General features: G+C 47.7%; 14 protein-coding genes and 2 pseudogenes. 13 read left to right on the forward strand and 3 right to left on the reverse strand.

Features of this window, described 5'->3' with window-relative positions; genetic code table 11:
* The first annotated feature begins 87 nt into the window (after positions 1-87).
* The 5 genes and pseudogenes from NST29_RS03680 (at position 88) to NST29_RS03700 (ending at position 4,212) form a co-directional block, all read left to right on the forward strand.
* A complete protein-coding gene (locus tag NST29_RS03680) occupies positions 88-1,350 on the forward strand; it encodes an MFS transporter (RefSeq protein WP_324699559.1) in 1,263 nt (420 codons plus the stop codon).
* A 201-nt stretch (positions 1,351-1,551) separates the two neighbouring features.
* Positions 1,552-3,198 (forward strand): annotated as a pseudogene (locus NST29_RS03685) (IS1634 family transposase).
* An 81-nt stretch (positions 3,199-3,279) separates the two neighbouring features.
* Positions 3,280-3,477, forward strand: a pseudogene (locus NST29_RS03690) (hypothetical protein); the annotation flags it as partial.
* Between the two features lie 162 nt (positions 3,478-3,639).
* Positions 3,640-3,873 carry a hypothetical protein gene (locus NST29_RS03695; RefSeq protein ID WP_033844585.1) on the forward strand — a complete coding sequence of 78 codons (234 nt, stop codon included), beginning with the start codon at positions 3,640-3,642 and terminating at the stop codon, positions 3,871-3,873.
* Between the two features lie 123 nt (positions 3,874-3,996).
* A complete protein-coding gene (locus NST29_RS03700) occupies positions 3,997-4,212 on the forward strand; it encodes a hypothetical protein (RefSeq protein ID WP_033017927.1) in 216 nt (71 codons plus the stop codon).
* A 432-nt stretch (positions 4,213-4,644) separates the two neighbouring features.
* On the opposite strand, the gene NST29_RS03705 is transcribed toward NST29_RS03700, so the two are convergent.
* Positions 4,645-5,871 (reverse strand): FAD-dependent oxidoreductase, encoded by a 1,227-nt coding sequence (locus tag NST29_RS03705; RefSeq protein ID WP_033017926.1) that lies wholly within the window; start codon positions 5,869-5,871, stop codon positions 4,645-4,647.
* A gap of 254 nt (positions 5,872-6,125) precedes the next feature.
* Here NST29_RS03705 and NST29_RS03710 point away from each other — a divergent pair, with 254 nt between their 5' ends.
* The 4 genes from NST29_RS03710 to NST29_RS03725 are packed head-to-tail and all read left to right on the forward strand — an operon-like array spanning position 6,126 to position 10,606.
* Positions 6,126-7,067, forward strand: a complete 942-nt coding sequence (locus tag NST29_RS03710) for an iron-siderophore ABC transporter substrate-binding protein (protein ID WP_033017925.1) — start codon at positions 6,126-6,128, stop codon at positions 7,065-7,067.
* A gap of 21 nt (positions 7,068-7,088) precedes the next feature.
* Positions 7,089-8,096: an iron ABC transporter permease gene (locus NST29_RS03715; RefSeq protein ID WP_235207570.1), complete on the forward strand. Its 1,008-nt coding sequence runs from the start codon at positions 7,089-7,091 to the stop codon at positions 8,094-8,096.
* Positions 8,089-9,072 (forward strand): iron ABC transporter permease, encoded by a 984-nt coding sequence (locus tag NST29_RS03720; RefSeq protein ID WP_033017922.1) that lies wholly within the window; start codon positions 8,089-8,091, stop codon positions 9,070-9,072. The genes NST29_RS03715 and NST29_RS03720 overlap by 8 nt, the downstream gene beginning before the upstream one ends.
* Before the next feature lie 13 nt (positions 9,073-9,085).
* Entirely contained in the window at positions 9,086-10,606 is a 1,521-nt protein-coding gene (locus NST29_RS03725) for an Ig-like domain-containing protein (protein ID WP_033017920.1), read from the forward strand.
* A gap of 233 nt (positions 10,607-10,839) precedes the next feature.
* On the opposite strand, the gene NST29_RS03730 is transcribed toward NST29_RS03725, so the two are convergent.
* The gene (locus NST29_RS03730) at positions 10,840-11,226 is read right to left on the reverse strand and encodes a hypothetical protein (RefSeq protein WP_235207569.1); all 387 of its coding nucleotides are present in this window, start codon (positions 11,224-11,226) and stop codon (positions 10,840-10,842) included.
* 107 nt (positions 11,227-11,333) lie between these two features.
* On the opposite strand from NST29_RS03730, the gene NST29_RS03735 reads away from it, so the two are divergent.
* Entirely contained in the window at positions 11,334-11,888 is a 555-nt protein-coding gene (locus NST29_RS03735) for a GNAT family N-acetyltransferase (protein ID WP_033017919.1), read from the forward strand.
* 65 nt (positions 11,889-11,953) lie between these two features.
* On the opposite strand, the gene NST29_RS03740 is transcribed toward NST29_RS03735, so the two are convergent.
* Positions 11,954-12,580: a LysE family translocator gene (locus tag NST29_RS03740; protein ID WP_033017917.1), complete on the reverse strand. Its 627-nt coding sequence runs from the start codon at positions 12,578-12,580 to the stop codon at positions 11,954-11,956.
* Between the two features lie 360 nt (positions 12,581-12,940).
* Between NST29_RS03740 and NST29_RS03745 the strand changes: the two genes are divergently transcribed.
* The 3 genes from NST29_RS03745 (at position 12,941) to NST29_RS03755 (ending at position 15,841) form a co-directional block, all read left to right on the forward strand.
* A complete protein-coding gene (locus tag NST29_RS03745) occupies positions 12,941-13,864 on the forward strand; it encodes an ABC transporter substrate-binding protein (RefSeq protein WP_033017915.1) in 924 nt (307 codons plus the stop codon).
* A 116-nt stretch (positions 13,865-13,980) separates the two neighbouring features.
* On the forward strand, positions 13,981-15,021 hold the full coding sequence (locus NST29_RS03750) for an iron ABC transporter permease (RefSeq protein WP_033017913.1): 1,041 nt from the start codon (positions 13,981-13,983) through the stop codon (positions 15,019-15,021).
* Positions 15,005-15,841 (forward strand): ABC transporter ATP-binding protein, encoded by an 837-nt coding sequence (locus NST29_RS03755; protein ID WP_051985035.1) that lies wholly within the window; start codon positions 15,005-15,007, stop codon positions 15,839-15,841. The genes NST29_RS03750 and NST29_RS03755 overlap by 17 nt, the downstream gene beginning before the upstream one ends.
* Positions 15,842-15,863: the final 22 nt, after the last annotated feature.

The following is a 15,863-nucleotide window of genomic DNA, read 5'->3' on the forward strand; positions in this document are numbered from 1 at the left end:
CGGAGTGGGCACCAGTTATACGAAGGTGAATCTTTTAATGAGCATGTATATAGTTAATTTCCTCATCAAAAAAGCGAGTGAATAAAATTGTCGAAAAGATTAGGACGCAATTTCTATCATTTACTTATAGCTGTATCTTTTTCCACCTTTGGTGATGGGCTGACGTTACTGGCTATGCCTTGGTTAGCATCTACGATTACATCTAATACATTTTCTGTTTCGTTGGTTTCTGCCTCGATGACTTTACCTTGGTTGTTATTCAGTTTATACATAGGAGCCCTCATTGATTATTATCCAAAAAAGAAATTAATGATTGTAGCAGCCATTATTAGAATAATAGTGTTGATTGTACTAAATGTAAGTATTTTATTCAAAATAATAAGCATCCCTCTGTTAATTTTCGCAGCATTTCTCATCGGAATAACAAAAGTAGTATTTGACAGTACAGCCCAAACATTAGTTCCTTCTATAGTTTCAAAAGATATTTTAGAGAAAGCCAACGGTTATATAATGACTTCAAGACTAACTATGAGCGATGTGGTAGGACGGTCCATAGGCGGAATCCTGATTAGTTTTGGAATATTTATCCCATTTGCTCTCGATATCATTTCACTCCTAGCCACTATTCCTTTTTTATTTTTATTAAAGACAACAGCTAGTTTGAAAAATCATGCTTTAAATAAAAAGAATAAGTTAGATATTCTTGAAGGAGTAAAATTTGTTTGGAGAAACCAATTATTGTTGACTTTAGCCTTAATGGGGATTGGAATTACTCTCATGTTCACCTCTACGTTGGCCATACAAGTTTTTTATGTGAAAGAGATATTAAAGCTAGACTCCTCTGGATTTGGACTGTTAATAGCCGTTGGCACTATTGGAAGCATTATTGGTAGCCAAAGTATATCGTTATTGAAAAATAAATTCGGTTTTAATGCTACCATTTTAACGTCGCTATTAATGATGGGATTTACACTTGGAAGTGTTGGATTAACAAGCAATCCGTTTATTGTTGGAATTCTTTATTTTATTGCCAGCTTTTTTATTGTAACTTTCAATATTTGTAACTTATCATTGCGTCAGAGAATAATCCCTGATAATAAATTAGGCAGGGTAGGTGGAGTCTTTCAATTACTATCTTGGGGAATGAGTCCATTAGGCATGTTGCTTGGAGGAGGAATTGTAAATCTGGCGGAAAAATATGTGAGTAGAGATATTGCTTTAAGAATTCCTAACATCTCCTTAGGAATTGTTTATTCTGTGTTATTTGTAGTCTTATTCATCGCTTTAAAGAAATTTAACAAAGAACTTTCAATGAATAATCTCAGAAGCAAGCAAGCTGAGCAGAATTAAAATGAAAGTCCGCCTTGGCCACCGTCGTTCTGTTATGAAACACATCTCCTACAAGGAATTGAGGAAACACTGGTTAAATGGGATAAGAAAACACCAAAGGCCTCACATTTCGCACCCTCTCGACAAAAATCGGGAGGATTTTTTTATCTTCCTGTCGAATCAAACCTTGAAACACAAGGAAAGCAAAGGAGTTTGCCCATCATGGACGTTCGAATTCGGGCCATTTATGAAAGTTCTTATTTGAATAGAATAAGCGCCCTGTTCAAAGATCTTGACCTTCCTCAGTTGATTGATCATCTCGTTCCCGTGGATCCACAATGCCAAACTCGAGCCAGCGATATCGTTTCTGGATATCTTGAGCGGCCGGCAAGCGCTCGTTCATTGGGAACAATGGGCGCATGACATCGATTGGCCGAAGCGGATTCGGCCAGGACTGGATCCGTCTTGGTTCAACGACGATGCCATCACGCGTCATTTGGACGCTTGTATGAGGCGAATCTCCATCAAGTCCTTTCGTCTTGCCTCGTGCAGATCGACAAGAAAGAAGGCCTCTCTCTTCGCGTCTTCCACGCCGATACGACGGACAAGACCGTTTACGGCGCGTATGAATCGGTCTCGTCAGAGGCCCTGCAGATCACACATGGCTACAACCGGCACCATCGTTGGCAAAAACCAATCGGTTTCGGACTGATCGGCAACGAAGACGGCATCCCGTTTTCCGGCGATGGGCACGACGGCAACGTGCCGGACAAAACGTGGAATCCCGAGGGGCTCTCCCGTGTCCATGAACAGCTGAAGCAAGCCAAGATCCAAGATGAATGGATTTACGTGGCGGATTCCGCCGCGATGACGAAAGAGACCTTGGCGCAAACGAAAGCCGCCAACGCCTTTTTGATCACGCGGGGCCCTTCGTCGCTTCGGATCGTGAAACAGGCATTGGCGGAGGCCGATTCGCCTCCTATCCCGTGGAACGACCCCTTTACGCTGGCGGAGAAAAACGGTGCCACGTATCGGGTATGGGAAACGGCCTCCACTTATGAAGGCCATCCCGTTCGGCTGATCGTCGTCGAATCGAGCGCGCTCGACCAGCGAAAAGGAAAGACGCTCGACAAAGAGCGGACCAAAGAAGCGGAGCTTCTTCGCGAGGAACAAGCCCGCTGGGAACGCCACCCCTTCTCTTGCCGGGCAGACGCCGAACAAGCCTTGGCCTCCCTCAAGGCGTCCCTTCGTCCCCAGTTTCATCGGGTGGAAGCCGCAATCGAAGAGATCGTACGCCCGAAAAAACGGCGCGGACGACCGAAAAAAGGGGCGGAACCCGAGATGGAGACGCTGTATTTCGTGCGTCTTGGCGCCGAATTCGACCCCAACGCTTGGGAACAGGCGAGACGGAAAGCGTCCCGGTTTGTCCTCATTACGACCGTTCCGAAGGAATGGAAGGGTCAACCGATGGAGGCAAAAGAAATCTTGAAGTTGTATAAAGGCCAAATCTACGTGGAGATGAACTTCTCTTTCTTGAAAGACCCGTTCTTTACGGATGAGATTTACGTCAAAAAACCAGAACGGGTCGCAGTATTGGGTTATTTGTTTCTGTTGGCCTTGGCCATTTACCGCGTCTTCCAGTGCCGGGTGCGTCAGCTCATTACCCCGGAACGCCCATGAAAGGGCGCGGGAGGCCGGAAACTGACCCGACCCACCGGACAGGCAATTTTTCAGTTGTTCCGGTATGTGAACGTCGTCCTACTGGAGCTGCCGGATGGGCACATCCAACGCGCGTTAGGGAAACCGCTCACCCTTGATCAGCGAAGGATCCTGCAGGGATTGGGCATGGATGAGAACATTTACGTGTAACGTCATACGGAACGACTAGAGATGGTAAAAAAAGGATTGCCATCGCTCGTTGTGTTGGTCGAAATGGTATTCTAAAAAACGAAATAAAAAATCCTTTCTTTCTACCCTGTTAGGGTGCGAAATGTGAGACGTAAAGTGGTGGAAACCGTGTTTTCGATTTTAGTCGATTCGTATCGGATCACCGAGATTCGAGCGAACTCGGTTTCTGGATTTGAAACGGCACTGGATGGTATTTTACTGGCTTACTCGCTTGTTGTTCTTGGGCTAGTTGAGCGTTAAGACTCAACTAGCACCACGGGTAATATTTATTTATATCTTTGCAGGAGAGAAAAGGAGAAATCGCCAATTAATATTAGCGATATCTAAGATTACAGCGAACGATGAGAACAAGAAATATCAACTATATGAAAATACAACATAATAGCTAGGAGGAGACTATACATGATTTTAGGAATTGGCTTAATTATCATAGGGGTTATCTTATTACCGTTCGGAGTGGTTTCATTAAAAGAAAGTTGGGAGGAAAAAAAGGATTTAAGCTTTAAAAGGAAAATGGTTGTTATCTTCTTAGAGATTTTAGATGTTTTCTCAACACCTATTCTTTCAGCTTGGTTGTTAGGATTGTCACTTCTTATGATTATCGGAGGTTTATCGGTAATTTTGCTAAAAATGTAAAAAGAATGTAAAATATAAAACTATTTATATGGTAATATTTACATATGATAGTATATATAGTAATATATTCAATGTATTATATATATTTTGAATATTTATATATATTTTGGGGGGAGAAATTTTATGAGTTCCATTTCCAGTCTTTTACACAAAGCTTTCCCGAACGATCCGAAATTCCTTCAAAAATCCATTGCTAATGGTGCTGCTAAAGGGGCAGCTTGGGGAGCGGCAACTGGTGGAACGATTGAAATGGTCCTAAGTGGAGGTAACAAACAGAAAGTTGAGGTTGGTACTGCTGCAGGAGCAGTATGGGGAGGTAATATGACAATTATCAAGTAATCAACATCATTCCTTGGATTCCACTGATATCAATTGTATTTTCTCTTTAAACAATTCTATGATCTCATATACTCAATGGCTTAAAAAGAGCTTTTGCATTGAAGACGGCTGATAGAAAAAGATGGTGTTAGCAGAGTCGCTATTCACCATAGATTGGTATGCGGCTTGCGGAATTAGGCGCAAAAGTTGGTCTCAAAGGACAAGCGGAGTGAAGTCGGCGAATTTGGCTGGGGAGAGGGAGGGGGGTTCCGCGTGTGTTGCCCCCCTTTTCCTCCTGCCGATGCGCTGAAACATTGGTTGGACATCCTGTACTTGCCTTAAGGCCAAGGGCCGCCCTTTTCGATCCCCATCTCTGTTTCCAGCCTTTGGTTTTTGCCCCAGCCCATGAGGAACGATCGTTTTGTGACCGTCCGTGTGCGCGAAAAGGTATGATCACGTCCGCAGCGTGGAGGCCAAGGGGCGCTCGGGCAGATAGAGTTGGGCGTCATCGCTTCGGCCGGCTGCGATCCAGTCGCGCAGGCATTTGGCAAGCACCATGCTGTAGACCGCCCCGTTGTCCCCGTAAGCATAGACGAAATAGCAGTTCGGATATTCGTCATACACCCCGATGATCGGCAAGCCGTCATGCGTGCCCGCGTAGTAGGCGCCGAGGTAAAATTCCGGCTGCACGTTGATGGTGGGGAAGCGCTGGTTGAATTCGGCGATCAACTGGTCGCGCTTATGGATGAGTTTCGCGTCGCGTTCATCGGCGTAGGTCGTATCTTCATCCAACCCGCCAATGATCACGCGGTTGTCAGCGGTCGTCCGCATGTAAATGTAGGGACGGGCGGTTTCCCAGATGAGCGTCCGGTTGTACCAGCTCGAGAAATCATCGACCGGATTGGTGACTACCGCGTACGTGCTCGTCAACACAGCGTTCCGGTCCTTTTTGAAATCTAACGTTTCATATCCCGCGGCGATGATGACGGATTTTGCTTGGATGACCGCTCCTGTTTTCGTATAAAATATCGCTTTGTCTTTTTCTAGTTTTTTTCCGTTGATTTCGGTTTGTTCGAACAGGCGGATACCGCGGTTTTTGGCGTATTCAAGCAAGCCGATCGTCAGTTTGTATGGATTGACTTCGCCATCGTTTTTCGTCAGCATCGCCGCGGGTCTGCGGAACGGGTAGTGGCGGGCGATTTGCTCTTCCGTCCACCATTCGACGGCAAAGCCGTGTTTCTGGAGAGCGGCGTATTCGCTTTCCAACTTGCTTACATCTTCAGAAGAGCTGGCGTAATACAAACTGTCGCGGGTGACAAATTCGCAATCGAGCGGCAGCTTTCCGGCAGCCTGAGCGAGATCGCGGATGGCCTGTTCGCAAAGCTTGAGATGCCGGGCTGCGTATGCTTCGCCAAAACTGTTGATCAGCTCGAAAAACATTTTTTCCCCCAAGTATTGAATGAGGGCGGTGTTGACAGCCGTGCTCCCCTGTCCCGCTTTTCGCTTGTCGACGACGACGATGTCAAGGTCGGTGTCGCTCAGGAAGTAGGCGCATTGGGCGCCCGAGGTGCCTGCGCCAATAATGAGTACATCGCAGTCAATATCTTCCTCCAAGACCGGGTAGCTCGGCGGGGCTGGCAAGGTGGTGGGCCAGTACAATTTGCCGGATTGTAAGTTCATGTTTGTTCGTCTCCTTCCACACCAAGGTTCGCTTTTAGCATGACCGGAATCATTTGGTTTATTCGTTGCGACCAAGTCAATCTCCACTAGCTCATTGATGAAGAAATGCGGCATCATGGATGAAGCGGCATGTTGATGGGGGAAAGACAAAGGATTTTTTATCATTTTATTGACAAAGATATTCAATATCAATTATGATCTCGATTGATAAGGATTATCATTATTAAATAGAAGTTGAAGGGGGAATATGTAACGTGGTACAGAAAAAATGGACTTCTCTTCTTGCCGTGCTGATGGCGCTGCTCGTGCTGCTTGTGCCATTGGCTCAACCGGCCGCATCGGTGCAGGCTGCAGCCAAGACAAGGGTGTTTAAAACAGAGCTTGGCAAGCTGGTGATTAAGGGAACCCCGAAGCGGATTGTCACGTTAAGCATGGCGGGGACCGATGCCGTGGTTACGTTAGGATTAAAGCCGGTGGGCTATACGATTTCGAATTCGGGAACGGTGCCTACATACTTGCGCAATAAATTAAAAGGTGTACCGAGCGTTGGGGCTCTTAGCGCCCCGAGTTTGGAGAGAATTGCAGCGCTCAAACCGGATTTAATCATTATCGACCATGAATTTGAGTTTCATAAAGCGATGATTCCTCAGTTGAAAAAGATTGCACCCGTGGCGGGATTCCGCGCAAACAGCTACAAAGAGGCGATGAACCAGCTCCTTGTATTGGGAGACATCTTAGGCCGGAAGGCGAAGGCAAAATCGTTCGTGAACCAGTTTTATAAAGAATTGAAATCGCAACAAGCAAAATTAAAAGATAAAAATCTTCGTGTATTGGGCTTTTTCGTCAATAAAGATGGCATTAACGTATGGCAGGACAACTCATTCTCTGGATCGATTTTTACTGCCCTTAAGGCGGATTATGCCTTTAAGGAAAAAGGGGATGAATACTCCGACTTTAAAACGGTAAGTTTAGAACGAATTTTAGAAATCGACCCAGATGTGCTGTTTGCCTATACAGATCCTGGGAAGAATGATCTGAAAAAAGTGAAAGCCAACCCGATTTGGTCCCAATTAAAAGCGGTGAAAAAGAAGCGGGTGGTGGAAGTCAATCGCGATCTTTGGTCTCGCAGTCGGGGACCGTTGGCAGCGAAATTGATTGTAAAAGAAGCAGCATCCATTTTAAAACGCTATCAGTGATGGGATGGGGCTAGCGAGAGGATGTCATCTTTGACATACGGAAAAAAAGCCATATGGATCAGCTCCATAGCAGGATTGGGCATCGTTTTGTTGATGATCGTTTCGTTGGTCTCTGGTCCGTTTTTCGTGCCGGTTCAAAAGGTGATCGATGTTCTTTTTCATGACGATGGATCCAAAGCACGAACGGTGGTTTGGGATCTGCGCTTTCCCCGCGCCCTTCTAGCGGTTTTGATTGGGGCGAATCTGGCGGTCGCTGGCGCGATGATGCAGTGCTTAACCAAGAATCCGATGGCTGAGCCGAAAATCATGGGGGTGTCGGGCGGCGCTGCTGTGGTGGTTGTCCTTATCGAATATTTTTTTGCCGGCCTTCCCCTGTTTTTCTTTTCTCCCCTTGTCTTTTTGGGGGCGGCGGTTGGAGGGGCTCTCGTATACAGTTTGTCCTTGAAGAGAGGCGCTCTTTCCCCGGTTCGTTTGACCCTTGCCGGAGTGGCTGTCAGCGCATTTTTGCATGCGATCACGGTTGGAATTTTGGTCTTGCTTGGTCAAGATGCGGCCGCCGTATATGCCTGGTTGGCCGGCGGGTTAAATGGATTGACATGGCGTCATTTTTCGATGATCGCGCCATGGTCTCTCGCCGGCTTGCTTGTCTCCATCATGATCGCTTCGAAACTGGATCTGTTGGAGCTGGGCGATGATACAGCGAAAGGGCTTGGTATTCACGTGGGAATTCTCAAAACAGTGATGGCAGTCATCATTATTATTTTGGCTGGAAGTGCGGTGTCCGTATCCGGGGTGATCGGGTTTATAGGCTTGATGATCCCGCACATCGTCCGAAAAATGGTCGGTGTGAATTATCGGCATATCATTCCAGTCAGCGCCTTGTGCGGGGGAATGTTGCTTTTGATGGCGGACTTGCTTGCACGCTTAGTGGCGCAGCCGATTGAACTTCCCGTCGGGGTGTTTACCGCCGCCATTGGTTGCCCATACTTTTTGTATTTGATTAGGAAGCAGGGAGAATGGAATGCGTAAGCGTGATTTGGGACTTGTGGCCGGTTTGGCGTTGCTTCTTGTCATCATCGTGCCTCTCGCCGCTTGTTTCGGGGATGTGAAAATCCCTGTTTCGCAAGTATGGCAGGCATTGTTCAACCGAACGTCTTCCCTCAACGGGGAAATCGTGTGGGAATATCGCTTGCCAAGAATATTGGTTGGGATGTTTGTCGGTGCCAACCTCGCCGTATCGGGGGCGCTGTTGCAAGCCGTGACGCAAAACCCGCTTGCCGCTCCGAATGTCATTGGAATGACGGCTGGCGCCAGCTTGTTTGCCGTGCTGGCATTGCTGATCATTCCGCACTTTCCTGCCAGCGGCCTGCCGTTTGCCACCTTTTTCGGGGCTCTCTTCGCCGGCCTTTGCGTGTATGCGTTTGCCTGGAAGAAAGGGATGGATAAAGGGCGGTTTGCTCTATCAGGGATTGCTTTTGACGCCTTGTTTCAGGCGGCTGTTACGGGGATTTTGGTTTTTGCGACCAAAGGGATTGATGCTGCGGTCATTTGGTTGGCGGGGAGTTTATGGGGACGGACATGGGAACATGTTGCTCTCATTGTTCCTTGGTCGGTGATGGGGCTCGCGTTGGCTTACCTTTGTTATCGCCGCCTGAATGTCTTGCAGTTGCACGATGATGTCGCCGCAAGCTTGGGAATGCGTGTTCAGGCGGCGCGCTTCCTGATCTTCCTCATCGCGGTCGGTTTGTGCGGAAGCGCCGTGGCCGTATCGGGTCCGATCGGATTTGTGGGACTCGTCATCCCCCATCTCGCCCGTTTGTTGACAAGGGCGGATTATCAGCGGCTCATTCCGGTCAGCGCCTTATTAGGAGCGATGTTGATGATCGGCGCGGATACGGTGGGAAGAACCATCGCGGCGCCAATCGAAATTCCGGTCGGCATCTTAACGGCCTTCATCGGTGCGCCGTATTTTCTCTTTCTGCTTCGACGAGCAAAATTATCATGAAAAGGGGATCGGTATGGGTTGGAAAAAATGGGTGGTTTCTAGTTTCGCAGCCGTCAGTTTAGCCATAGTGGGGGCGGCGGAGTCTGAAGCATATGCGGCGAAACCGGCCAAGCTTGCCATTGAAAGTGCACAGCCGGTGAATGCTTCGACTGTAAAAGAGTATATCGTAAAAGGAAAAGGGCTCAAGGGAGCGAAGATCAAAATTGTCATCACCGATGGAAAAGCATCTGTCACTCGTTACACTGTTGTTCAAAAGAGCGGAGCGTTTGAGGCGCCGGTCAACGTATCGACGTTACGGGACGGGACGCTAACCCTATCTGTCATCCAAATCGTCAAGGGTCAGAAGTACAGCAGTGTAAAGAAAAAGATGATCAAGGATACGAAGGCTCCTTCCGTTCCGGTGATCACGAACAAAGGATGGATCAATGCCAAGCAGCAGAACGCTTATGCTGTTCAAGGAACAGCAGAACCCCATAGCGTTGTGAAGGTTTCGTTGAGCGATGGAAAGCAGCGCATTACCAAAACGGTGCATGCAGACGGCAAAGGGAGATTCCGGGCGGTGATCGATGCAAGAAAACTGGCGGAAGGAGAGATGACGGTCTCCGCGGTTAGCGTGGATTCGGCAGGAAACCAAAGCGGCCAATCGAAGAACGTGCTTCGGAAAGATGTGAGCATAGAGGCTCCTGAACTGTTGAATGAAGGATATATTAACGCTTTCAACTATGAAGCGTATCCAGTCACAGGGACAGGCACGCCTGGAGAGAAAGTGGTGGTGGAGGCTGCCGATGGAAAAAAATCCGTCTTGGCAAGCGGGCTGGTAGATGAAGATGGAAACTATGAAGTAGAGATCAATACGTCTTCGCTGAAAGATGGGAAGGTCATCATCCGTGTGAAAACGATCGATCAGGCGGGGAATGAAAGCCGGATGGCAAGCGTCGTCCTCATCAAATCGTTGGCTTCTCCGGCCAAGCCGTCTATTGACAATAAAGGATATGTGAATGCCAGCACAGATGCAACCGCTTATGAAGTCACGGGCAAGGGAGAACCAGGAGCGGAAGTGGAGGTCACGTTGTCCGATGGCACGAATGAAATCAGCACAGTCGGTACGGTGGACGAAAACGGGAGATACCGCGTAGAAGCGGATATTTCGCCGTTAAGCGATGGACTGATTACCATTACAGCCGTTCAAACGAGCGTTACAGGCAATGTAAGCCTAGAGGCAACCACGACGGTTTGGAAGGATACCGCTGTTGACGCTCCATCGTTGAACGCCCTGCCAGCCGTTACAAACCAAAATCAAGCGGCCTATACGATCGCAGGAACGGCAGAAAGCAACGCATTGGTGCAAATCATCATTACGGATGGGCAAAAATCGCTTGTTGCATGGACATCGGCGGACTCGAATGGGAGTTTTTCCAAGACGCTCGATCTGTCCGCATTGAACCATGGTCAGCTGACGGTCATTGTGATGCAGGAAGACGCCGCACAAAACCATAGTGATGCGACCACAGCGATGGTGACGAAAGGGCAATAAGAAGGAACCTGTCGGCCGAGTCTTTCTTTGAAGCGGGATGCTTAAAAGAGGACTCGGTCGATTTTTTTGATGAATAGAGCCGTTGGCGAGAAAGGTTTGGATTTGTTTGTATTCTTCATCCGTGATCAGCTGTCTGGCCATATCGTCACGAAAAATGACAGGCGTGTCATGTTCCGTATGATAAGCGCGGACGAAACAGGACATCAATGCGGTCATGCTCGGTTCATTTGGTTTCATAGCAACGGCTCCTTTGCGAGGCTATTGAAAATCATCTTCTGGCCGTAGGCAAAAAACTGCTCTTTCGTCTTGCCGAGTGTCGGCAGCAAAAACGATCCCTTTGTTTCGACAAGGTCAAACAACGCATGCAGTTGTGCAGAAAACACGTACACGGCCATCATGACGTCTGCGGTTTCACGGACAACGCCTTCTGCGATGCCTTGCTCGATCCAGCGGGCGAGGGCGTCATTGATGTCCGTTCCTAAAGAGAAAATAGCTTCCATGGTGGGTGTCACTGCGCCCAACGATGGCGGGCGAAACTCGCGGACGGCGCGCGCCGAAATGGGACAGTGTTCGTAGTAAGCGCGCATCGCCGCACAAATGTGCTCGTCGTGAATGGGCAAATGTTTCAATACAACTATGAGACAGAGGATGTTTTTGTTTTCATGCAGGATGTTGCCATCGCGTTTGCGAATCTATACGGATGGACATCAAGTAAGGAGGGATCGTTATGGGAACCATCCAACCAAGACGGGTGGTGATAGCGAGCGGCCAACCGATTGTTATACGGACGGCATGGCCCGAGGATGCCGAGCGGGTCGTTGCGTTTGTGAAGGCGGTGGCGGCGGAAGCGTCGTATTTGCTGACGACGGCATCGGAAGTAACAATCACGAGCGAGCAGCAAAAACAATGGTTGCAACAAATGATGGATGATCCCGGAAAGCTGGCGATTGTCGCCGAGCAGGAAGGGGATATCATCGGGTTTTTGGATTTTCATAACGGTAATAAGCAACGGACGAAGCACCAAGGGGCTTTTGGTATGAGCGTGAAAAACAGCTTTCGGGGCCAAGGGGTCGGCAAGGCGCTGCTTGCGACGCTTCTTGAGTGGGCAACGGAACATCCGTTTATTGAAAAAGTTTGCCTCGAAGTCGTCGCTGACAACACGAACGCGATTCGATTGTATCAAAAGTTTGGATTTGTGGAAGAAGGGGTGAAGAAAAACGCGGCGAAAATCGATGACAAGACGTATTGGGATTTGCTTTTGATGGCCCGCTTTGTCAACTAGGTGTGCAGCTGCTAAAAAATCTTAAGCAGGCTGAAAAAACAGCCCGCTCGTTTCGTTTTCGGCCGCTACGGCCGCTCGCTGAAGGCGATTTGGATGCCGATGGCGGCGAACAGGATGCCTTTAAGCCACTGGATTTGCCGAGCGATTCGTTCGTTCGACAGCAGCCAGTGGCGGAGTTTTTCCGCGCCGATGCTCACCAAGGTGAACACGGCGAGTGCCTGAATGAGGAAGACGGCGCCAAGAAGCAACATCTGTTGCGGCACGCGGCCCGCTGATGGATCAACGAACTGCGGCAGGAGCGCCAAAAAGAAGAGCGACACTTTCGGATTGAGCACGTTCATCAAGATGCCTTTTTTGTACAGCGATCTCAAGGCGAGCTGCTCTTGACGCCCGAGTGCTAGGCCAGCGTCTTTTTCGTGGAACGCCTGCCATGCCAAGTACAGCAAATACCCGGCCCCTGCGTATTTGACGACGGCAAAGGCCAAGGCCGACTGATAAATGATGGCTGAGACGCCAAACGTGGCGGCACTGATATGGACAAGCAGGCCGGTGCACAGCCCGAGTGCGGTGGCGATGCCCGCCTGTTTGCCCTGGGACAGGCTTTGGGCGATGACGAACAAAATGTCCGGGCCCGGGGCTAACGTAAGCAAAACAGCGACGCCGAAAAACGAGAAGATCGTTTCGATTTCCATAAGGTTTCCCTTCCTTTCTCAGTTGATATCTGTATCGTTGTATTCGCTCTTGCTTTCCTTTCTTCCTCTTAGAGACCTTGATTTGACGGGAATGAAAGTGGGCAGATAAAAAATTGGCTCTTCATCAAACGTTGTTCTTGATTTTTTATTGCATTCTTGGTGTATATGTCCAAGAAGGGACAGGAAACGCCTACACTTGTTCAGCGGAATGGACCGTCTATTAAGTCGCGTTCTGGTGTTGAACCAAAAATTTTTTGTTTTGCAAATTTTTATTGACAAGAATAATCATTATCAATTAATATCATTTATGTAAGTGTTAATGATAATAATAATCAAAATCATTAATAGGGGGTGCTCACCATGAGACGATTCGTATCGTTGCTTCTCGTATTTTGCTTGTTGCTAGGAGGATTGGCAGCCTATTCAGGAAGTGTCCATGCAGCAGACAAAAGTGTCAAGGTCAAAGACTTGGCGGGGAGAATCGTGAAATTCAAGAGCGTGCCAAAACGAGTGGTAGTATTAGGAAGCGGTGATTTAAACACTCTTCAAGCCTTAGGGATTTCTGTCGTAGGGAGGCCGACAACCAACGTCCCGGTTGCACGCTCACTAAAAAGAATTCCCGAAGTTGGAAATATCCATCAACCGAATTTCGAGAAGATTGTGAGTCTCAAGCCCGATGTAATCATCGCTTCCAAATCATTTCAAAGCTATTTGAAAAAGACTGAATCTCTCAAATTGAAAGTGGTGCTGACATCAGGCGATTCGGTCGATGATATTCGACAATCCATTATTTTATTAGGAAATCTGTTTGGAAAATCGTCTAAAGCAAAAGCGCTTGTCAGTGGAATTGATAAAAAAATCAAGACATACAGCAAGTCCAAAACAAAAGTTCGGGCATTGATTGTTTTTGGAGCAGGAGTCACTTCTTTGGCAGCATTACCGAACTCTTATGCTGGTGATGTGTTGAAAAAGGCTGGCGGTGAAAACGTTGCTGCTCAGTTTCCCAAAATCAAAGAGTATCCCGGTTACGCTTCCCTGAGCAGTGAGCGCATTATCCAGAGTGATCCGGACGTGATTTTTATAATTGCTCATGGCAATCAGGCGCAAGTGAAAAAAGAATTCATGAAGTTATTATCAACAAGTGCATGGAAAAACTTGCGGGCAGTCAAAAATAACAGAGTGGTTTTCCTCCCTAATTCATTGTTTGCTGCCAATCCTGGAGTGAACGTCGGAAAAGCGTTAGAGTACATGAATAAAGAATTACGAAAAGTGAAAGTGAAGTAATGGTCTTTTTGAATCGTTTCTTCCATTACCACAACAGCTAGTAAAAGAAGAAGAGGCGGAGGGATTGGTTTCAGCTTGTTTCCCTAGCTGAAAGGGAAAAAGGCGGTGATTTAACAATGGATAGGCAAGTCATGGCTGTGGGAGCGAAGCGGCATCCATACTATCGGCGCAGAGTTTTAACATTGATGGTCTTACTTGTGTTCCTTTTTTCTGTATTTGTTTATTCAATTATTACAGGAAGTGTCAAACTAAGCTTAGTGCAAGTATGGGATTGCTTAATTGAACGAAAACACACTCCTAACGAAACGATCGTTTGGGACTTGCGTTTGCCAAGGACAATTGTCGGCATGATTGTCGGCATGTGTTTGGCTGTCGCAGGAACGATTATGCAAGGGGTGATGAGAAATCCGCTGGCTGATCCGGGGATTATCGGTGTGTCATCAGGTGCTGCGTTGATGGCTGTAACGATTACAATTGTATTTCCTGAACATTTAGCTGTGCTGCCGATTGCGGCATTTGTAGGCGGGTTTATCACAGCCATGATAGTGTACGCTTTATCGTGGCAAGCGAAGGGAACATCGATTGGACGGATCGTGCTAGTAGGCGTGGCGATCAACGCGGTAGTAGGAGCGACGATGAGCGCCATTATGCTGTTATACAGCGATCGGGTTGAAGCAGTACTGCCATGGATGACTGGGGTCATCAGCGGCGCTACCATGGAGCAAGCGAAATTGTTGTTGATGTACGGAGTCCCGGGCTTGCTTCTTTCTTTACTGGCTATCAAACCCATTCGCTTACTGCGATTGGGAGACGATATGGCGAAGCTGTTAGGTCATCATGTCGAATGGTCTCGGTTCTTCTTAATTGTTGTCAGCGCATTGCTCACTGGAATTGCTGTCAGCGTATCGGGAATGGTCGGATTTATCGGTTTGGTCATTCCACATATTGTCCGAATGATTGTTGGCGATGATGAACGAGTGGTTTTGCCTTTTTCGGCACTAGCTGGAGGAGCGTTTCTTGTCTTGGCAGATACATTGGCGCGCAGTTGGTTTGATCCAGTCGAACTTCCGGTTGGGTTGGTCCTCTCATTTTTAGGTGGCCCGTTCTTTCTATATATCCTTTATAAAAGAGGTGGGCTCGGTGCTTTTCGTTCGTGATGTAGTCTATCGCCACTCGGATTCGTTTGCTCTTGAACATATTAATTTGGAGATTCGAGAAGGTGAAATCACTAGTATTATTGGTCCGAATGGTTCGGGGAAGTCGACATTGCTCCGCATTGTAGCCCGCCTTCTTCAGCCTTTGGAAGGAACGGTTATTTTGGATGGACGACAGCTGAAGTCGTGGGGGCAGAAAGAATTAGCACAAACGATGACGATGCTGCCACAGTTGACAAATCATTTGTTAGACATAACGGTATCGGAATTAGTAGAGTTAGGAAGATATCCTTATCAACGATGGGCAACGAATCTCAGTCAAGAAGACCAACGAGTTATTGAATGGGCGCTGAATGTAACGAATCTTACATCATATGCCAATCGTTTTCTTCCCTCGTTGTCGGGTGGGGAGCGGCAAAGAGCCTGGATTGCGATGGCTATTGCTCAATGCCCCAAACTGCTGCTGTTGGATGAACCAACGAATCATTTGGATATCGTTCATCAGCTGGAAGTTATGGAGCTCGTTCGGCAACTCAATAAACAATGGGGAGTTACAGTTGTCATGGTGTTGCATGACATCAATCAAGCAGCTCAATACAGCGACCGAATGATTGTTGTCAAACAGGGGCGTATTGTTTATGAGGGAGCGCCGCAGCAGGTGATGTGCGGGGAAATGTTCCGAGAAGTTTTCGGAATAGATGTACACATTGTGTATGATGAGGATCATCAACCGTTTTTCTTTCCAAAAAGAAGAAGAGATGCTGCTGCCGCTAAGCAGTCGCACAGTTCCACTGTTGGCTCGGTGATTCATGGAGTCATGTGAGTAAGTAGGGAAGGTAGATCGT

It is taken from the genome of Geobacillus sp. FSL W8-0026 (assembly GCF_037966255.1).
GTDB lineage: Bacteria > Bacillota > Bacilli > Bacillales > Anoxybacillaceae > Geobacillus > Geobacillus icigianus.